A 19,697-nucleotide genomic window follows, 5' to 3' on the forward strand; every position below is an offset into this window, starting at 1 on the left:
CTCGTATCTCGTATCTCGTATCTCGTATCTCGTATCTCGTATCTCGTATCTCGTAGAAGCATAAGAAAGCCCCAACACGAATGTCGAGGCTAAAGTATCTTTATTTATGTTCTAGCTGAGTATCCGCTGCGTGCTACTCTTCGTTGTTTTCAGCAAACTTAGATGGTGACATGCCAAAGTGGTGCTTAAACCTTTGACTGAAATAGGAAGGGTCATTGAACCCCGAATCAAACGCCACATCAGAGATCTTCTCTCCAGCGAGTAAGCGCTCACACGCATGCTCTAGACGTACTTCATTCAAGTGCTCTTTGAAGGTCTTGTTGTAAGCCGATTTAAAGCGTCTCTGTAAGCTTCTCTCAGACATAAACAAATACTTAGCGGCAGTTGCAGTACTGAACTCGGCATCAGCGTAGTTTTCACTCACAAGCTGCGACACTCTGTTCTTCCACTCTTGTTCCGCTGTCAGTTTTTGTTGCTCTGGTGTTGAGGCGGCAAGCTTAATGGTTTCAATCTGTTCAATTGTGCTGGCTTCAAGATTGTCGAGTACTTGATACTCAATTGGCCACGAAAGCTGAACCTTATTTTGAGACTCCGAAACCAAGGCATTAAGCTCACCACCGCTCTGATTCATCAATAGCGGCAGCTTTTCGATGTTAAGGTCGGTCGACTTTCCGGTATTGTCACCCATGCTTGATGCCAGTTTAGGGAAAGGCATCCCATGATCTCGAATGGTCACAACAAGATGCTCCTTAACCTCTTCAACCAGAACCACCATACTCTGCGACTTAAAGTTTCTCTTGATGATGCTCGCAACCAAGCTATTGAAGATAATATCGAGATTAAAATACAGCAACGAGACATATCGTTGTTTTGTTTCGACTTTAATATCCAATTCAATACCGGCTTTGGTTAAGTCATCCTGCCAAGCTTTGAGTACCGCCTCTAAGATTAAAATTATATCGTAACAAACTTGCCCTTTCCCTTGGGGGGTATTGCTCAATTGCGCTAAGCCATTTTTCAAGGTTAGAATCGGCGACTTCCCGAGCTCGTCATTCCAATTCGGGAGCATCGCAGCAATATGATTCACTTCAGAAGAGAGTTCATTGGCAGTGTGAGACACAAGCGCATTCTTCACGGATAGCTGCTTTTTAAGCTGTTGATTAGTCGCGAGTAATATCCGGCTTTGGTGTCTCAATTGGTCTGTCTTCAGTGCAACTTGCGCTTTTAAGTGCCGGTTGGCAAAAGTGACATAACGCGAACGCCAAAAGACTAAGATAGTCACAACGCCAATCAGTAATATAAGAGAGCTTGCTGCAGCCCAATTGGTCAGATACCAAGGTTCTGCAATCGAAAAGCTTTGATTGGTTGACACAAAGCGATAATGGGAGTCCTTAACCGGCTTCACTTCAAGTGTGTAATCCCCAGGAAGAAGATGATCGAGCGTTAACAAGCCCCCTTCAAACTCACTCCATGGTTCATCGTCGCTCAGTCGGTATTCCATCGCAGGTGCGAACGTTGCTGGTAAGATGCCTAGCTTAAACCCCATCGATGAGCCATAAGGAATCTCATCCAGTTCGGCCGTTTTCCCGCCAAGTGACACCGTTTGTTGGTCGACACTTATCTTACTCAACAAGGCACGGCTATGAGGTGTAGTTGATACCAGTAACTCGTTAGATAACGCGCTGACTACACCATACTTTGAGCCGAAAACAAGCCTCGAAGGTTGGCTATCTTGACTGTAAAAAAGAGCACACGCTCCTGCCGCCAGTTCATTGGTGATCAAACCAAATGGCGAACCTATGTGTTTATGCAGTTGCCCATCCAATCCGTAATAACTGATGCCTTTCGAAGAGCCTAACCAAACACCATTGTCATCGCTTATCAGGCAGTTGGGGCTAATATTGTCTTCAACAAGAGTGATTTCTTGAATAATAGAGCTGTCATCCGGGATTCGATACACGCCATAACTGCTCGCAAACCACTGCGCTCCATCCTTCGCTTTTTCAATATCGACGACTTTGCCAAACCGTTCGCTGGAACGACTAAAGCTAATTCGTTTATCAATGAACGAGTAGAAGCCATGATCCGTTCCTATATAGATGCGACCTAGCAAGCCTACATTGAGAGCGGTGATCTTCGCAGGCAAGAACTTGTCGACTAACCAGTCAGTGCCATAACTCGTCAGTTTCATGGTTTCGATAGATAACGAATAGAGGTTTTGCCCAGAGGTCATCCAAAGAACGTTATCGGCTTGAAGCGCAAGGTTTTCAACACGCACTCCCTCAATTGGCCTTGGTAAATCAAGGGCTTCGGGTTGTAGTGTTTCCGTATTTAGACTGATGATACCTTGTTCGGTCGCCAACCAAATGGAAGAGCCAAAGATCTCAAAATCATTAACAGGGTTAGAGTAAACACGAATTGGGTTCTCTTCACTTTCAGAATCAACCAAGTAGAGCCCCATTGAAGACGCGACCCAAGATAACTGGTCACTGACAGGCAGTACTTTATTGATCACCACACTACTCGAATGCATGCCCATTCCAGTTAGGGGTGTTCTCGAGAAGGTTTTGCTGAACAGTGAGAAGTATCGGATACCGTTGTTTGTCGCAACCCACATACCACCAGCATGATCGTTTATCAACGAATATATTTTCTCACCCGGTAACGAGAAGTCTTGACTAGCGGCTTGTTCGAATCGAGTAATTTGTCCCGTAATAAAGTTGTAGCTAATAAGGCCGTGCTCTGTACCAATCCAATACTGGTCCGAAGTTTCGGCCAACGAGAGAACATGCGACCCTTTAACGATGGTCTCTTTGTCTGGGTTCGCGAGATCAACAATCACAGCACCATTTAAAGTACCGATCACTAACTCACGTCGAGCATTCGAAAAATAAACCGTCTCAATATGGTTTTTGTCTGATGCGGTGACATGGGTAAACTCTTGATTCTCTGAAAGGTAAACGCCAGAACTGGTCGCTAGCACCCACTTTGATAGTACCCACTCAGCGTCGTTAATCGCAATGTCACTGCTGTTATTGTATCGGTACAGTTTAAGTAGAGAGTAGGTGTTGAATTCTAAAGATTGAGTGTTGTAGGTATAGAAATTACTGCCGTCAGTAACCCAAATATAATCGCCTGATGCACCGATATTCGCTATTTCAGCGCCGGGACTTAGGCTAAACGCCAATTCGTTGCCAATTCCAGGGTTATGTCGATAGACCTCATTGTCGAAAAATGTCCAAAACTCATCGTTCAGAAAGGCGACTCTTTCCGAAGAAAATTGCAGTAAGCTTCCCTTGCGAGGGAATAGAGTTCGACCATCGTAAAAGAGTACTTTTCCATGCACATCATGAACCCAGAGCCCACCTCCGGCACCTAAATACAAGTTTTTAGCCGCAAGGAAATTCCCTTGCGCTTGAGCGGGCAAAGGATAGAAAACGGAGGGCGAGGTATTTACCGCTAGAACGCTAAATGAAATGCTCATTAACATGAACATTTTGAAGATAATTCGATACAACTCTTAATCCTGAACAGCAACAACACATGAAATTTTGGGTACCACAACGTCTTATCGTTGCTAAACCAAAAACTGAGTTTTTTTGTGCTTATTATTATCTTTCCATTTTAGCGGAAATTAGAAAAGGAGAAAGGAGGTTTGTTATTTGTTAGGAGGTTTTATCTTAGCGGTCACGAAAATGCCGCAAAAAGCGGCATGATTCATGAATTAACGAGAGCAAAGTAGAGTAAAGAATACTCGTTTATGACTTACTTCTCGTCTAAGCAACTTGTATAGCTATCTGTAAGTTGCTGAAGAAAATCGAAATAGCTTCCACTCTTCACTTCAACTGTTGAACCGATAGGGTCAAGCTGACCTTGTTTTGCGTTACTTCCGCGCGTCACTGATTCAATCACAGCAGGAGTGAATTGAGGCTCAGAAAACACACATTGAACGTTTTCACGTACTATCGTTTTCTTAATAGCGATCAGGCTTTTTGCACCCGGCTTACGCTCTGGGCTCACCGTAAAGTGACCTAAGTTATTTAGCTCAAACTCTTGCTCAAAGTAACCATACGCGTCATGAAAAACGTAGTAACCTTTGTCTTTCACGGGTGCAAGTTGATCTCGAATAGACTGTTGCTTCTCTTTCAATGCAATCAGGAATGAATCGAGATTCTCTTGGTACGCCATTGCGTTGTCTGGATCAGATTCAATCAACTTAGCTGAGATGTATTTTGCAGCTACTTCAACTTGCTCGATACCTAACCAAAAATGCGGGTCATGGCTACCGTGGTGGTGCCCTTCATGTGCATCGTGGTCATGCTCTTCGTGTCCAAACTCTCGCAAGTTGATTCCGGGAATATCACTGATCTTGATAACATTTTCTTTTGAACCAATCACCTTAGTCAGAAAGGCTTCTAGGTCAGGGCCGAACCAGATGACCATATCGGCACTATGAACTTTTTTGACATCCGATGGCTTAAGCGCATAATCATGCGGCGAAGCATTGCTGTTCATCAACACATCCGGCTCACTAACGCCTTGCGTTAATTCTGTCACAATCATTTGAATTGGTTTAAAGCTTGTTAGAATAGTATTGGCACTTGCGACACTTGGCGCTAAAAGCAAAGTAGCAAGTATAAAAGATGAACGTGACATAATCCCTCGATAATAGAAAAGTAGCTTAGGCTTGAGGTAAATGTTACATTATAACATTAGCGAATTGCAAATGAGTTCTATTCATGGATAACTTAATCCAACTAGATTCTGTGAGCGTCGAATTTGACGGTCGAAAAGTTCTAGACAACATCTCTCTAAATTTAGAGCGCGGCAGAATCACCACCCTGATTGGGCCAAACGGTGCAGGAAAGTCGACATTAGTAAAAGTGGTACTGGGTTTACAGACCAAATTTTCAGGCACAATAACAAAAGCTAAAAAACTGAAAATTGGCTATGTACCACAAAAATTAAAGCTCAATGATTCCCTACCGCTCAACGTAGAGCGTTTTCTAAAACTCACTGGCAATTTCAGTCAGCAAGAGATCCTTGAAGCATTGAAGCTCGTTGGTGCTGAACATCTGCAGAAGAGTAACATGCACCAGCTATCTGGCGGAGAAAACCAACGTGTGCTCATTGCTCGTTCATTGCTAAGAAGACCAGATCTACTGGTTCTCGATGAACCGGCTCAAGGCGTCGACGTTCAAGGGCAAATAGACCTGTATGACTTGATTGACACCATTCGCCACCGCTTTGGTTGTGCCGTATTTATGGTTTCACACGATCTGCATTTAGTGATGGCAAAAACAGACGATGTTATCTGTTTACACCACCACATCTGTTGCTCAGGCGCACCTGCAGACATCAAACACCATCCTTCGTATATTGCGCTCTTTGGCACCGCGACCCAAGAGACGCTAGCGTTTTATCATCACCAACACGAACATCACCATCATGATCTCGCAGGCCAGCCTGTCGAAGGCGACGTGCATGAATGTTCAAACCATAAACACGGACACCACTAATGCTTGAGTTTCTTCTTCCCTCTATTTTGGCGGGTTTGGGTATTGCACTAATTGCAGGCCCACTAGGTTCATTCGTGGTGTGGCGTAAGATGGCTTACTTTGGTGACACGCTTGCTCACGCTTCTTTGATGGGCTTAGCACTTGGCTTTCTGTTCAACATTAACTTGTATTTCGCGCTGCTGATTTGTTGTTTGATGCTGGCCGTGTTGCTAGTGACTTTACAAAAACAAAAGCTGGTCGCGACCGATACCCTACTCGGTATTTTGGCGCACAGTGCGCTATCACTTGGTTTGGTTGCTGTCAGTTTCTTAGATAACGTTCGTGTTGACCTAATGAGCTACCTATTTGGTGACTTGCTGGCAGTATCTCCAACGGATTTAGTGTTCATCTATGCGGGTGCTGCTGTGATTGGATTAGTACTTGCTATCTTTTGGCGACCACTACTATCAACGACGGTTAACGAAGATCTCGCGGCGGTTGATGGCATCAACATTGATTTAATGCGTCTGATTCTGATGCTATTGGTCGGTATCGTGATTGCTGTCGGTATGAAGTTTGTTGGTGCGTTAATCATGACATCGCTACTGATTATTCCTGCAGCAACGGCAAGGAAGTTCTCGAGCACACCTGAGCAGATGGCCTTCCTTGCATCAATTATTGGCTCTATCGCTGTATTCGGTGGATTAAGCTTGTCTTGGTTCTATGATACGCCTGCTGGCCCGTCTGTGGTTATCAGTGCGGCAGCAATGTTTATGCTATCTCAAATGGTTAGAAGTCGAGCTTAGCACTTAGCAGTACGATCTCGTATCTCGAAAACATAAAAAAAGGCTTGGTCAGTGACCAAGCCTTTTTAATATCGTTTCAATTAACTTCTATCTCAATCGATAAAAGCCAGCTGATTACCAACCCGTGATTTCACGTAGGCCTTTACCGATGTCAGCAAGAGACTTAACAGTCTTAACGCCTGCTGCTTCTAGTGCTGCGAATTTATCTTCAGCAGTACCTTTACCGCCAGAGATGATTGCGCCTGCGTGGCCCATACGTTTGCCCGGAGGAGCAGTAACACCAGCGATGTAAGATACAACTGGCTTAGTTACGTTTGCTTTGATGAAATCAGCCGCTTCTTCTTCCGCAGTACCACCAATTTCACCAATCATTACGATTGCTTCAGTTTCTGGGTCTTCTTGGAAAAGTTTCAAGATATCAATGAAGTTTGAACCTGGGATAGGGTCACCACCGATACCAACACATGTAGACTGACCAAAGCCTTCATCTGTTGTTTGCTTAACTGCTTCGTATGTCAGAGTACCGCTGCGAGATACGATACCTACTTTACCCTTCTTGTGGATGTGACCAGGCATGATACCAATCTTACACTCGTCTGGAGTGATAAGACCTGGACAGTTAGGACCGATCATGCGAACGCCAGTTTCTTCTAGCTTCACTTTAACGTCGATCATATCTGTTGTAGGGATACCTTCAGTGATCGTTACGATCAGTTCGATACCTGCATCAATCGCTTCTAGGATTGCATCTTTACAGAAAGGAGCTGGTACGTAGATAACTGTTGCTGTTGCGCCAGTTACTTCTACCGCTTCACGTACTGTGTTGAATACTGGAAGGCCTAGGTGAGTTTGACCACCTTTACCAGGTGAAACACCACCAACCATTTGCGTACCGTATGCGATAGCTTGGTCTGAGTGGAATGTACCTTGACCGCCAGTGAAACCCTGACAGATTACTTTAGTGTCTTTGTTAATTAATACAGACATTATTTAGCCTCCGCAGCAGCAACAACTTTCTGAGCAGCATCTGTTAGAGATTCAGCTGCAATGATATCAACATCAGAATTAGCAAGTACTTCGCGACCTAGGTCTGCGTTTGTACCTTCTAGACGAACAACTACAGGAACTGTTACGCCGACTTCTTTAACTGCACCGATAATACCTTCAGCGATCATGTCACAACGAACGATGCCACCGAAAATGTTTACGAGTACTGCTTTAACATTGTCATCAGAAAGGATGATCTTGAATGCTTCAGCTACACGTTCTTTTGTCGCGCCGCCGCCTACATCAAGGAAGTTTGCTGGCTTGCCGCCGTGTAGGTTTACGATATCCATCGTACCCATCGCAAGGCCTGCACCGTTAACCATACAGCCAACGTTACCATCTAGTGCTACGTAGTTCAGTTCCCACTGTGCTGCGTGTGCTTCGCGCTCATCTTCTTGAGATGGATCGTGCATTTCACGTAGTTTAGGCTGACGGTACATCGCGTTTGAGTCGATGTTGATCTTGCCGTCTAGACAAAGCAGGTTGCCTTCGCCAGTAATTACAAGCGGGTTGATTTCTAGTAGCGCTAGGTCGTACTGAGAGAACATTTGGCCAAGACCCATGAAGATCTTAACGAACTGTTTAATTTGATCGCCAACTAGACCAAGTTTGAACGCCAGTTCACGGCCTTGGTAAGCTTGAGGGCCCACTAGAGGATCGATCGCTGATTGGTGAATCAACTCTGGAGTTTCTTCAGCGATTTTCTCAATGTCCACACCGCCTTCAGTTGACGCCATGAATACAATTTTACGCGTTGCGCGGTCAACAACAGCACCTAGGTAAAGTTCGTTAGCAATGTTTGATGCTTCTTCAACTAGGATTTTTGTTACAGGCTGACCATTAGCGTCTGTTTGGTAAGTCACTAGGTTTTTACCTAGCCACTTTTGTGCAAACTCTTTAACGCCTTCTTTGGTGTCATGCAGCTCTACGCCGCCCGCTTTACCACGGCCACCAGCGTGTACTTGACACTTAACGACTTTCTTGGCTGTACTGATACGACCTGCAGCTTCGAAAGCTTCTTGTGCAGTATCACATGCGAAACCTTCTGGTACAGGCAAACCGAATTCTGCAAACAGCTGTTTGGCTTGGTATTCATGCAAATTCATTTTGATATTCCGTTTATTTTCCCTTAAGGGATTATTATTTCCATAACGACACAGTTTCCTGTGTTACGTCTGTAGGGTCTTCTCAAATCAACTGCTGTCCATTTTCTAATGGCTTTACAGTTCAAGTGAAGGCCAGACGTTGAGCAGCCTAGCCTTTGAAACTTTTTACGTCTAGCTAACGGGGTTAACTAGACGTTTTAGCGATACTAAACGTCTAACAGCAGACGTGCAGGATCTTCTAGAAGCTCTTTGATGGTCACTAGGAAACCAACTGATTCACGGCCATCGATTAGACGGTGGTCGTAAGAAAGCGCTAGGTACATCATTGGTAGAATCTCTACCTTGCCATCAACAGCCATTGGACGATCTTGGATTTTGTGCATACCCAGGATTGCCGCTTGAGGCGGGTTGATGATTGGCGTAGACATTAGAGAACCAAATACACCACCGTTTGTGATAGTGAAGTTACCGCCCATCAGCTCGTCAACAGTTAGCTTGCCGTCACGGCCTTTGATTGCTAGCTCTTTGATGCCTTTTTCGATATCAGCGAAACCTAGTGTGTCACAGTCTTTCAGTACTGGAGTCACTAGACCACGTGGCGTTGATACTGCCATGCTGATGTCGAAGTAGTTGTGGTAAACGATATCTGTACCATCAATAGAAGCGTTCACTTCTGGGAAACGTTTTAGCGCTTCTGTTACTGCTTTCACATAGAAAGACATGAAGCCCAGACGCGTGTCGTGACGCTTCTCGAATTGGTCTTTGTACTGCTTACGAAGGTCCATGATTGGCTTCATGTTCACTTCGTTGAAAGTAGTCAGCATTGCTGTGCTGTTCTTCGCTTCTAGAAGACGGTTTGCAACTGTCTTACGTAGGCGAGTCATAGGTACGCGTTTTTGGCTACGAGCTGCTGCTGGCGCTTCAACTGCTGGTGCAGATGCTGCTGCCGGAGCGGCTTTCGCTGCTGCTAGATGTGCGTCGATGTCTTCACGAGTAATACGACCACCAACACCAGTGCCTTTAACGTCAGCTGGTTGTAGGTTGTGCTCTGCAAGCAAGCGACGAACAGCTGGGCTTAGTGCGTCGTTGCTCTCTTCTGTAAGAGCCGCTTTGTGGCGCTTATCAGGAGAAGCTTCTGTATCTTCAGTCGTGTCTTTCGTTGGTTCACCAGCGACAGCACCAGGTTTAATTTTCGCCAGAAGCTGCTTAGAAAGTACCGTAGCACCCTCTTCTTCAATGATAGCTTCCAGAACACCCGCTTCAGGAGCCGGTACTTCTAGAACTACTTTATCTGTTTCGATATCTACAATGACTTCATCACGTGCAACCGCTTCGCCCGGTTTTTTGTGCCAAGTAGCAACTGTTGCATCAGCCACAGATTCAGGTAAATCTGGAACCAGAATTTCAATTGTCATGTGCGTATTTTCCTTTTACTTCTAGTTCTTAAGTAGGGTCAAAGCGTCGTCAACTAACGCTTTTTGTTGTTTCAAGTGTACTGACATATAGCCAACAGCTGGTGATGCTGATGCAGGACGACCTGCGTATTGAATATCAGCACCTACTGGGATAGCAGCTCGGAAATTATGTTGGCTACTGTACCAAGCACCTTGGTTTTGTGGCTCTTCTTGACACCAAACGTAATCGACTACATTTGTGTACTGTGCGATGGCAGCTCTCACGTCCTCATAAGGGAACGGGTAAAGTTGCTCAATACGTACAATAGCGACATCGTCTTGCTCGTTCTTACGCCTTTGGTCAAGCAGGTCAAAGTAAACCTTACCTGAACAGAACACGACGCGTTTTACGTTCTCAGGAGCCAGATCATCAATTTCTGCGATAGCTGGTTGGAACGTGCCTTCTGCCAAATCTTCAAGAGAAGAAGTACACAGAGGGTGACGAAGCAATGACTTAGGTGACATTACAATCAGTGGACGACGCATTGGTCGAACAACCTGACGGCGAATCATGTGGTAAACCTGAGCTGGTGTTGAAGGAACAACAACCTGCATGTTTTGTTCAGCACATAACTGAAGGTAACGCTCAAGACGTGCAGAAGAGTGCTCCGGGCCTTGGCCTTCATAACCGTGAGGAAGCAGCATAGTTAGACCACATAGACGTGCCCACTTTTGCTCACCTGATGAAATGAATTGGTCGATAACAACTTGTGCACCGTTTGCGAAGTCACCAAATTGAGCTTCCCAAAGGGTTAGACCGCTTGGCTCTGCTGTCGCGTAACCATACTCAAATGCGAGTACCGCTTCTTCAGATAACACAGAGTCAAACACTTGGAATGGCCCTTGTTTATCATGAATGTTCGCAAGAGGAACATACGTGCTTGCATCTGATTGATTGTGCAGTACTGAGTGACGGTGGAAGAACGTACCACGACCTGAATCTTGGCCTGAGATACGAATACGCTTACCGTCGTCAACAAGTGTTGCGTATGCCAGAGTTTCAGCCATACCCCAATCGACTTGTTTCTCACCATTCACCATGGCAGTACGATCGTTGTACAGTTTATTTACTCGGCTTTGCAGCTTGTGGCTGTCCGGGTATTGACAAAGTTTGGTACCAAGCTCTTTCAGGCGCTCGATATCAATCTTGTTATCCCACTCGATGTTCCAGTCGTGACCTAGGTAAGGAGACCAGTCTACTGAGTGAAGTGCCATTGGACGCCACTCTTTAACCACAACTTCACCGTGATCAAGTGCATCACGATATTCGTTAACTAGCTGAGTTGCTGTATCAATACCAAACTCACCGCGCTCCATTAGCACGTCAGCGTAAAGCTTACGTGGTGTTGGGTGCTTCTTGATTTTTTGGTACATCAAAGGCTGTGTTGCATTCGGCTCATCGGCTTCATTGTGACCGTGGCGACGGTAACAAACCAAATCAATAACAACATCACGCTTAAACGTATTACGGTAATCCAATGCAAGACGCGCAACAAACGCAACCGCTTCTGGATCATCAGAGTTAACGTGGAAAATCGGAGCCTGAACCATCTTCGCGATATCGGTACAGTACATCGTAGAGCGTGTATCGCGAGGGTTAGACGTTGTAAAACCAACTTGGTTGTTTACAACGATACGAACCGTACCACCTACACAGAAACCACGAGCTTGAGACATGTTAAACGTCTCTTGTACTACACCCTGACCAGCGATAGCTGAGTCACCGTGGATAGTAATTGGAAGTACACGGCTACCATCATTATCACCAAGGCGATCTTGACGTGCACGTACTGAACCGATAACTACCGGGTTTACGATTTCTAAGTGAGATGGGTTAAATGCTAGTGCTAAGTGAACGTTGCCGCCTGGCGTTGCGAAGTCCGCAGAGAAGCCTTGGTGGTATTTCACATCACCAGTACCCCACGTGTCATCGTGCTTGCCCGCAAACTCGTCAAACAGGTCTTGTGGCTTTTTACCAAGCACGTTGACCAACATGTTTAGACGACCACGGTGAGCCATACCAACAACAACTTCACGCATGCCTTGTCCGCCAGCATGACGAATAATTTCTTTCGTCATTGGGATAAGAGCATCACCACCTTCCAACGAGAAGCGTTTTGCGCCTGGGAATTTCGCACCAAGATAGCGCTCAAGACCTTCAGCAGCAGTTAGCTCTTCTAGGAAAGCTTGCTTTTCTTCTTTGTTGAAAGAGGGTTGACCAGATACAGACTCTAAACGTTGTTGGATCCAACGCTTTTGCTCTGTATTTGTCATGTGCATGTATTCAGCACCAATAGAGCCACAATACGTTTGCTTTAGAGATTTGTAGAGATCTTTAAGCACCATCGTCTCTTGGCCAATGGCGTAAGAGCCGACGTTGAACGTCTCATTGAGGTCATCTTCGGTAAGAGTGTGGAAAGAAGGGTCCAGTTCATCAACTGTCGCTCTTTTCCATAAACCTAGGGGGTCTAGATTTGCTGCTTGATGCCCTCGGAATCGATAGGCATTAATAAGTTGCAGAACCTTTACTTGTTTCGCATCGACATCTGGATCACTAACTTGGACACTGTAATGCTTTGTTTCTTGAGCGAGTCGACGGAAGTATTCACGAACACGAGAGTGTGGTTGTTCCACTGTCTCTGAAGCTTGCACAGGCAGTTCTTCAAAAACACTTCTCCATTCGTCACTTACCGAATCTGGGTCACTTAGATACAGTTCATAGAGTTCTTCTACGTACGTTGCATTGGCGCCAGCCAAGTGTGAAGACTCGAGCCATGCCTTCATCACGCCGTTGTGCATATTTTCCCTTAACCAGTAGTTTTCACGTTTGCTGCGGTCTATGCCGAGCTATTAAAAGGCCGCCCCAAAACTTCTAGGGCGGCAATTTTTATATAACTTAAACCGAACGATTCACTAGCATGGTCTTGATGTGACCAATAGCTTTCGTCGGATTTAATCCCTTAGGACAAACACTTACACAATTCATGATGCCATGGCAACGAAAAACGCTAAATGCATCATCAAGATCGGACAAACGTTCGTCTGTCGCTGTATCTCGGCTATCAATTAGCCAACGGTACGCTGCAAGCAGGCCTGCTGGTCCGATGAATTTGTCAGGGTTCCACCAGAATGATGGGCATGACGTTGTACAACATGCACACATGATACATTCGTACAATCCATCTAAATGAGCACGCTCATCAGGGCTTTGTAAGTTTTCACGAGCCGGTGGCACATTGCCATCAGACACTAAGAATGGCTTCACTTTTTCGTAGTTATCGTAGAACTGAGTCATGTCTACAATCAGGTCACGAACAACGGGTAAGCCAGGCAGTGGGCGAATCACAATCTTGTCTTGGCCCGAAAGCGCAGACAATGGCGTGATACACGCTAGGCCATTTTTACCGTTCATGTTCAAACCATCCGAGCCACATACACCTTCACGGCATGAGCGACGGAATGAGATTGTTGGATCTTGCTCTTTCAACAGAATAAGCGCATCCAAAAGCATCATGTCTGAACCTTCATCCACTTCTAGAGTGTATTCCTTCATATAAGGTTTCTGGTCGACATCTGGATTGTAACGATATAAAGAGAAATTCAGTTTCATGGTCATATCTCCTTAGTACGTACGTGCTTTTGGTGGGAACGCTTCACGATGGATAGGTTCCATGTTTACACCACGCTTAGTCATGCTCTCTGACTCTGGGTTGTAAAGTGAGTGGCATAGCCATTGCTCATCATCACGGTCAGGGAAATCGAATCGAGCGTGTGCGCCACGGCTCTCTGTACGGAAATTTGCAGCAACAGCCGTTGCGAATGCCGTTTCCATCAAGTTTTCAAGCTCTAGACACTCGATACGTTGAGTGTTGAACTCTGTAGACTTATCAGATAGGTGTGCATTTTTCAGACGCTCGCGAATCGCTTTTAGCTCTTCTAGGCCTTCAGCCATTGCTTTGCCTTCACGGAATACTGAGAAGTTGTTCTGCATACATTGCTGAAGATCTTTACGGATTTGCGCTGGATCTTCGCCGTCTGTGCTGTTTTCCCAACGGTTGTAACGCTCTAGTGAACGCTCAATGTCAGCTTCAGTTGCAGGTTTCGCTTCGTCTTGCTTCTTCAGTGTCTCACCTAGGTGTAGACCTGTCGCACGACCAAATACCACCAAATCAAGCAGTGAGTTACCACCTAGACGGTTGGCACCATGTACTGATACTGATGCGATTTCACCACAAGCAAATAGACCTTGGATTTCAACATCGCTGCCGTCTTCGGTTTGCTTAATAGCTTGACCAGAAACTTGTGTTGGAACACCACCCATCATGTAGTGACATGTCGGGATTACTGGGATTGGCTCTTTCACTGGATCAACGTGAGCAAAGGTACGAGAAAGTTCACATACACCAGGAAGACGAGATTCAAGCGTCTCTTTACCTAAGTGATCAAGCTTAAGCTTAATATGTGGACCCCAAGGGCCATCGCAACCACGACCTTCACGAATTTCAACCATCATTGAACGAGCAACAACATCACGACCCGCTAAGTCTTTAGCGTTTGGTGCGTAACGTTCCATGAAGCGTTCGCCGTCTTTATTGAGAAGGTAACCACCTTCACCACGACAACCTTCCGTTACCAATACACCTGCACCAGCGATACCCGTTGGGTGGAACTGCCACATTTCGATGTCTTGCATAGGAACGCCAGCACGAATCGCCATACCAACACCGTCACCAGTATTAATATGTGCATTGGTTGTTGATGCGTAGATACGACCAGCACCTCCGGTAGCAAGGATTGTTGCCTTCGCTTTGAAGTAGCAAACCTCACCGGTTTCCATGCAAAGCGCAGTAGTACCTAAGATTGCACCATCTTCGTTCTTAACAAGATCCAGTGCATACCACTCAGAGAAAACCGTCGTTTTGTGTTTAATGTTTTGTTGGTAAAGCGTGTGAAGCAGAGCGTGACCAGTACGGTCGGCTGCAGCTGCGGTACGAGCCGCTTGCTCACCACCAAAGTTTTTAGATTGACCACCGAAAGGACGCTGGTAAATAGTACCGTTCTCAAAACGAGAGAAAGGTAGGCCCATTTTTTCGAGTTCGATTACCGACTCAGGACCGTTTTTACACATGTATTCGATAGCGTCTTGGTCACCGATGTAATCAGAACCTTTTACTGTGTCATACATATGTTGTTCCCAATGGTCTTCATGCGCGTTACCAAGAGCAACAGTGATGCCGCCTTGCGCTGAAACCGTATGAGAACGAGTAGGGAAAACTTTAGAAAGCAATGCACAAGAAAGGCCTTGCTCAGAAATTTGCAGTGCGGCACGCATACCTGCACCACCAGCGCCGATAACTACGGCATCAAACTCACGAACAGGAATAGTCACTTACGCACCCCACAAAATAAACAGACCAGAGAAGAAATATCCAAGAAGAACTGCAACAACACCGACTTGAAGACCAACACGCAGTTTTGCGCATTTGATGTAGTCAGTTAGTACTTGCCATAGGCCGATCCACGCGTGAACCAAAACAGAAGTAAGCGCTAACATGGTGAAGACTTTAGTGAAGGTTCCACCAAAGAATTGCGTCCAAGATGCGTAAGAGATATCACCAGAGAAAGCACAGAAGCTAACTAGGTAGATAGTGTAAAGCGTCATAATGATGGCAGTAGCACGAATCAATAGATAATCGTGGACACCATTACGACCAAAAGTAGAAACGTTGTTTACCATACTAAGATCCCCGCTAGTAGAGACAATACCGCTGTTGCTGCGAATGCAACCTTAGCGCTCTTAGCGCCAGATTCCAGCTCTTCAAAGTGACCAAGGTCCATAAGAAGGTGACGAATACCACCAGCAATGTGGTAAGCCAAAGCGGTTAAAATGCCCCACAGAATAAACTTCACGAAGAAACCATCGACAATGTCGCTAGCTTCGGCAAAGCCTACTGGGGATGAGAGGGAAATGGATAGTAACCAAAGCAGAATTCCAATCGCGACAAAAGTTATCACCCCAGACACACGGTGTAGGATGGAAGCTATTGCTGTGATTGGAAAGTGGATGGTCTGTAAATCTAAATTAACAGGTCTTGTCTTTCTTTCTTTCACGGGCTTGCTCACTCAGCTCCATTGAGCATTATGGTCATTAAATAACCTTATGATATTGTTATGGACAAAATTTGATTGTAAACCTTCAAAATTTAACATTAACTTAACAAATAACTGAAGTTGAGCCTTAGATAATTGTAAAATAATTGTTAACTGCTCGATTAAGAAAGACACCTCACATTTCTTCTTAGCCTTGCATTTATAAGGTTTTAACCAAACTTTTCAGCGTCACTATACGACTGGCAACATTCTAATACAATTGATGTAACAAATAATGCTACACAGACCAGATTTTTAACGAATTTAATGTAAAAAACACTAACAAGTGCACACAAAGCTTCAGAAAAATTGACTTTCCCACGTAAGACCAGTAAAAAAATGGCACATAAACATCCTGGACGGATTAAATAATAAACAAAGGAGATTGTTATGGCGGATAAGAAAGCTACCCTTCACATTGAAGGTCAAGCGCCAATCGAGCTGCCGATTACAGAAGGTGTACTTGGTACTCCAGTGATCGATGTTCGTACACTAGGTTCTAATGGTTTTTTCACTTTTGACCCTGGTTTTCTTGCCACTGCATCCTGTGAGTCTCAAATCACTTTTATTGACGGTGGAAAAGGCATTCTTTTACATCGTGGTTATCCAATCGACCAACTTGCCAATAACGCTGATTACTTAGAAGTATGTTACATACTTCTTTACGGTGAAGCCCCATCTCGAGCTGAGTACGAAAAGTTCAAGACTACCGTGACACGTCACACTATGGTGCACGAGCAAATCGCTAGTTTCTTCCACGGCTTCCGTCGTGACGCTCACCCTATGGCTGTAATGTGTGGTGTTGTAGGCGCTCTAGCGGCGTTCTACCACGACTCACTTGATGTCAACAACGATACACACCGTGAAATTGCGGCATACCGCCTGATTTCAAAAATGCCAACACTGGCTGCAATGTGTTACAAATATTCAATCGGTCAGCCGTTTATCTACCCACGTAACGACCTAGGCTACGCAGAAAACTTCTTACACATGATGTTTGCAAACCCATGTGAAGAGTATGAAGTGAACCCTATCGTTGCTCGTGCAATGGATAAGATTTTCACTCTACATGCTGACCACGAACAGAACGCTTCTACGTCTACAGTGCGTCTTGCTGGTTCATCTGGTGCTAACCCGTTTGCGTGTATCGCAGCAGGTATCGCATCACTTTGGGGCCCAGCTCACGGCGGTGCAAACGAAGCTTGTCTTCGCATGCTTGAAGAGATCGGTAGCGTAGATAACATTGAAGAATACGTTGCGAAAGCAAAAGACAAAGATGACCCATTCCGTTTGATGGGCTTCGGTCACCGTGTTTACAAGAACTACGACCCACGTGCAACAGTAATGCGCGAAGCGTGTCACGAAGTGCTTAAAGAGCTAAACATCCAAGATCCACTACTAGACGTGGCGATGGAACTTGAGCGTATCGCTCTTTCTGATGAGTACTTTGTTTCTAAGAAGCTATACCCGAACGTAGATTTCTACTCAGGTATCATTCTGAAAGCAATCGGTATTCCAGTATCTATGTTTACAGTAATCTTCGCGATGTCTCGTACCATCGGTTGGATTGCTCACTGGAACGAAATGCACAGCGATCCGACGAACCGTATCGGTCGTCCTCGTCAGCTATATACTGGTGAAGAACAACGTGACTTTAAAGCACTTCACGAACGTGAATAGTTGCTATAAATCATAATGTTAAAAGGGGTTGATGTGAGAACATCAACCCCTTTTCTTTTGTACGCTCTCAACTTCGTCATTCTCAAGAATGCGAAGTGAACGAATAAAATAATATCGTCATCCCCAAGAACGAGGGACGAATGAGTTGGGGATCTCCTTAAGCGAGCAGATAAACTATACAGGTTACCTGATCAATTCTAGAGAACGACGCATACACTCGACTCGTACCCCTTATCTCGCATCTGCTCTTAAACTGGGTTATCGATATCAATAAACTCAACATCCAAGCCATGTTCTTCCGCTAACCATTCACCTAACGCTTTTACACCGTATCGCTCAGTCGCGTGGTGGCCAGCAGCAAAATAATGAATGTCTTGCTCGCGTGCTGAGTAAGTAGTGCGCTCAGAAATTTCACCAGAAATAAAAGCATCAATGCCTTGAGAAGCCGCTAGCTCAATGTAGTCTTGACCACCACCAGTACACCAACCGACGGTCGTTATCATTTTGTCTTGGTTTTCTGGAGCGATATGCAGTGGTTTACGATTTAGAGCTTGATCGATTTTTGCTGCGAATTCAGTACCTGTCATTGGTGTTTTTAATTTACCAAACATAGCAACCGATTGTGGGTGCCCTTCCAAACCGCCTTCGACTTCTATCTCAAGTAACTCCGCCAGTTTCGCGTTATTACCAAGCTCAGGGTGGATATCAAGCGGCAAGTGATAACCTAAAAGATTGATGTCATTTTTAATCAAGGTACGAATGCGCTTGCCCTTCATGCCACGAATCGCTTCTGACTCGCCTTTCCAGAAAAAGCCGTGATGGACTAACAAAGCGTCTGCGTTCAGTTCTACCGCTTTATCAATCAAGGCTTGAGAAGCTGTTACACCAGTAACGATTCGCTTCACTTCTGTCGCGCCTTCAACTTGAAGACCATTAGGACAGTAATCTTTAATCTGCTGTGGCTGCAGTTTTTCGTTAAGTAGCTTTTCTAATTGTAAGTTAATCATTTTTCTTTCCAGCTTACCTTTATAATAACGTCGTTATATCAATTTACGGGTAGAATGTCGAAAGCCCCACGATGAGTTTATGAGGAAGAGATGACAGCACTGCAACGTTTTTACCAATGGGTCATCGACTCACCGCCATTACTAGAAATCAAGCCACCGGTTTCGGATCTCAGTGCATTCTCTAGCAACCATGCCATCGACTCATCACATACTTATGAGGGTAATCCTAGATTAGGTTTCCTCTACCAATATCTATGCGAGCAAGTGATCGCTGCCTCACCGAATTACTCGATAAAGCACGACGAGATTCAGATCAATGTGGAAGGCAGAACTCTCGGTGCAATCGACTTTATTCTTAAAGAAGAGAGCAGCCAAAAGCTGGAACATTGGGAAGTGGCGATTAAGTTTTATCTGCTCCACGAACAAACATGGTTTGGACCCAACTCTCACGACCAATTGGATAAGAAACTCGACAGGATGCTCAGCCACCAACTCGAAATGTCCTCTTCTGCCGCCTTTGTTGAGCAATATCCAGAAATCGATGTCGACTCAAAACACTTACTGATGCAAGGTCGTCTATATACCAACCCTTTCTTAGAGCAAAACATACCGACAAAATGCTTGGGCTATGACATTAACCCAAGCCAAGTAAACGGCTTTTGGTGCTATCAAGATCAGGCTCATTTAATCAGTGAACCACTGTATCCACTCACCAAAGAGCAATGGGCAGCAGGGACGGATGATTTCAGCAGTCAGCCGATCACCGAGTTCGGTGATCGCTTCGTCCATGGGCAAACAAAGTCGGGGCAATTCTGGTTTGTGATGCCACAAAGTTGGCCACACGGTTAGTCGTCTGAGCTAACTCAGTTACCTTTTCCCGCTTATACGTAACTAACACAAACAAAAAGGGTTGATGCTTTCACATCAACCCTTCTTCTATTTACTTAGC

General features: G+C 45.2%; 15 protein-coding genes. 4 read left to right on the forward strand and 11 right to left on the reverse strand.

What is annotated here, in order from left to right; translation table 11 throughout:
- Positions 1-133: 133 nt before the first annotated feature.
- Both AB6D58_RS16155 and znuA read right to left on the reverse strand, forming a co-directional pair.
- A complete protein-coding gene (locus AB6D58_RS16155) occupies positions 134-3,496 on the reverse strand; it encodes a helix-turn-helix domain-containing protein (RefSeq protein WP_372157785.1) in 3,363 nt (1,120 codons plus the stop codon).
- A gap of 269 nt (positions 3,497-3,765) precedes the next feature.
- The gene (gene znuA / locus AB6D58_RS16160) at positions 3,766-4,656 is read right to left on the reverse strand and encodes a zinc ABC transporter substrate-binding protein ZnuA (protein WP_065583830.1); all 891 of its coding nucleotides are present in this window, start codon (positions 4,654-4,656) and stop codon (positions 3,766-3,768) included.
- An 83-nt stretch (positions 4,657-4,739) separates the two neighbouring features.
- Between znuA and znuC the strand changes: the two genes are divergently transcribed.
- Positions 4,740-5,519, forward strand: a complete 780-nt coding sequence (gene znuC / locus AB6D58_RS16165) for a zinc ABC transporter ATP-binding protein ZnuC (RefSeq protein WP_017061943.1) — start codon at positions 4,740-4,742, stop codon at positions 5,517-5,519.
- Positions 5,519-6,304 carry a zinc ABC transporter permease subunit ZnuB gene (gene znuB / locus AB6D58_RS16170; RefSeq protein WP_017061944.1) on the forward strand — a complete coding sequence of 262 codons (786 nt, stop codon included), beginning with the start codon at positions 5,519-5,521 and terminating at the stop codon, positions 6,302-6,304. Before znuC ends, znuB begins: the two co-directional genes overlap by 1 nt.
- Positions 6,305-6,418: 114 nt before the next feature.
- On the opposite strand, the gene sucD is transcribed toward znuB, so the two are convergent.
- From sucD to sdhC, 8 genes are all read right to left on the reverse strand, one after another.
- A complete protein-coding gene (sucD, locus tag AB6D58_RS16175) occupies positions 6,419-7,291 on the reverse strand; it encodes a succinate--CoA ligase subunit alpha (RefSeq protein ID WP_017061945.1) in 873 nt (290 codons plus the stop codon).
- A complete protein-coding gene (gene sucC, locus AB6D58_RS16180; RefSeq protein ID WP_010436793.1) occupies positions 7,291-8,457 on the reverse strand; it encodes an ADP-forming succinate--CoA ligase subunit beta in 1,167 nt (388 codons plus the stop codon). Before sucC ends, sucD begins: the two co-directional genes overlap by 1 nt.
- Positions 8,458-8,663: 206 nt before the next feature.
- The gene (odhB, locus tag AB6D58_RS16185) at positions 8,664-9,872 is read right to left on the reverse strand and encodes a 2-oxoglutarate dehydrogenase complex dihydrolipoyllysine-residue succinyltransferase (RefSeq protein ID WP_009847318.1); all 1,209 of its coding nucleotides are present in this window, start codon (positions 9,870-9,872) and stop codon (positions 8,664-8,666) included.
- A 21-nt stretch (positions 9,873-9,893) separates the two neighbouring features.
- On the reverse strand, positions 9,894-12,710 hold the full coding sequence (sucA, locus tag AB6D58_RS16190) for a 2-oxoglutarate dehydrogenase E1 component (RefSeq protein WP_017061946.1): 2,817 nt from the start codon (positions 12,708-12,710) through the stop codon (positions 9,894-9,896).
- 97 nt (positions 12,711-12,807) lie between these two features.
- On the reverse strand, positions 12,808-13,521 hold the full coding sequence (locus AB6D58_RS16195; protein ID WP_010436773.1) for a succinate dehydrogenase iron-sulfur subunit: 714 nt from the start codon (positions 13,519-13,521) through the stop codon (positions 12,808-12,810).
- Positions 13,522-13,533: 12 nt separating this feature from the next.
- A complete protein-coding gene (gene sdhA, locus AB6D58_RS16200; RefSeq protein ID WP_048606450.1) occupies positions 13,534-15,300 on the reverse strand; it encodes a succinate dehydrogenase flavoprotein subunit in 1,767 nt (588 codons plus the stop codon).
- Positions 15,301-15,648, reverse strand: a complete 348-nt coding sequence (gene sdhD, locus AB6D58_RS16205; RefSeq protein ID WP_010436768.1) for a succinate dehydrogenase, hydrophobic membrane anchor protein — start codon at positions 15,646-15,648, stop codon at positions 15,301-15,303.
- Positions 15,642-16,034, reverse strand: coding sequence for a succinate dehydrogenase cytochrome b556 subunit (gene sdhC, locus AB6D58_RS16210; protein ID WP_017061948.1), 393 nt, complete (start codon positions 16,032-16,034; stop codon positions 15,642-15,644). The genes sdhD and sdhC overlap by 7 nt, the downstream gene beginning before the upstream one ends.
- A 417-nt stretch (positions 16,035-16,451) precedes the next feature.
- Here sdhC and AB6D58_RS16215 point away from each other — a divergent pair, with 417 nt between their 5' ends.
- Positions 16,452-17,741, forward strand: coding sequence for a citrate synthase (locus AB6D58_RS16215; RefSeq protein WP_017061949.1), 1,290 nt, complete (start codon positions 16,452-16,454; stop codon positions 17,739-17,741).
- Positions 17,742-17,989: 248 nt separating this feature from the next.
- Here AB6D58_RS16215 and AB6D58_RS16220 read toward each other — a convergent pair whose 3' ends face one another.
- Positions 17,990-18,748 (reverse strand): Nif3-like dinuclear metal center hexameric protein, encoded by a 759-nt coding sequence (locus AB6D58_RS16220; RefSeq protein ID WP_017067382.1) that lies wholly within the window; start codon positions 18,746-18,748, stop codon positions 17,990-17,992.
- 90 nt (positions 18,749-18,838) lie between these two features.
- Here AB6D58_RS16220 and AB6D58_RS16225 point away from each other — a divergent pair, with 90 nt between their 5' ends.
- Entirely contained in the window at positions 18,839-19,597 is a 759-nt protein-coding gene (locus AB6D58_RS16225; RefSeq protein ID WP_017061951.1) for a DUF1853 family protein, read from the forward strand.
- Positions 19,598-19,697: the final 100 nt, after the last annotated feature.

This window comes from Vibrio sp. 10N.239.312.D08, from assembly GCF_041466145.1.
Classification (GTDB): domain Bacteria; phylum Pseudomonadota; class Gammaproteobacteria; order Enterobacterales; family Vibrionaceae; genus Vibrio; species Vibrio crassostreae_C.

What these genes read in the sequence shown, in the direction of transcription:
- AB6D58_RS16155 (WP_372157785.1), bottom strand. Translation starts at nt 3,496, where the DNA reads ATGTTCATGTTAATGAGCATTTCATTTAGCGTTCTAGCGGTAAATACC.
- znuA (WP_065583830.1), bottom strand. Translation starts at nt 4,656, where the DNA reads ATGTCACGTTCATCTTTTATACTTGCTACTTTGCTTTTAGCGCCAAGT.
- znuC (WP_017061943.1), top strand. Translation starts at nt 4,740, where the DNA reads ATGGATAACTTAATCCAACTAGATTCTGTGAGCGTCGAATTTGACGGT.
- znuB (WP_017061944.1), top strand. Translation starts at nt 5,519, where the DNA reads ATGCTTGAGTTTCTTCTTCCCTCTATTTTGGCGGGTTTGGGTATTGCA.
- sucD (WP_017061945.1), bottom strand. Translation starts at nt 7,291, where the DNA reads ATGTCTGTATTAATTAACAAAGACACTAAAGTAATCTGTCAGGGTTTC.
- sucC (WP_010436793.1), bottom strand. Translation starts at nt 8,457, where the DNA reads ATGAATTTGCATGAATACCAAGCCAAACAGCTGTTTGCAGAATTCGGT.
- odhB (WP_009847318.1), bottom strand. Translation starts at nt 9,872, where the DNA reads ATGACAATTGAAATTCTGGTTCCAGATTTACCTGAATCTGTGGCTGAT.
- sucA (WP_017061946.1), bottom strand. Translation starts at nt 12,710, where the DNA reads ATGCACAACGGCGTGATGAAGGCATGGCTCGAGTCTTCACACTTGGCT.
- AB6D58_RS16195 (WP_010436773.1), bottom strand. Translation starts at nt 13,521, where the DNA reads ATGAAACTGAATTTCTCTTTATATCGTTACAATCCAGATGTCGACCAG.
- sdhD (WP_010436768.1), bottom strand. Translation starts at nt 15,648, where the DNA reads ATGGTAAACAACGTTTCTACTTTTGGTCGTAATGGTGTCCACGATTAT.
- AB6D58_RS16215 (WP_017061949.1), top strand. Translation starts at nt 16,452, where the DNA reads ATGGCGGATAAGAAAGCTACCCTTCACATTGAAGGTCAAGCGCCAATC.
- AB6D58_RS16220 (WP_017067382.1), bottom strand. Translation starts at nt 18,748, where the DNA reads ATGATTAACTTACAATTAGAAAAGCTACTTAACGAAAAACTGCAGCCA.
- AB6D58_RS16225 (WP_017061951.1), top strand. Translation starts at nt 18,839, where the DNA reads ATGACAGCACTGCAACGTTTTTACCAATGGGTCATCGACTCACCGCCA.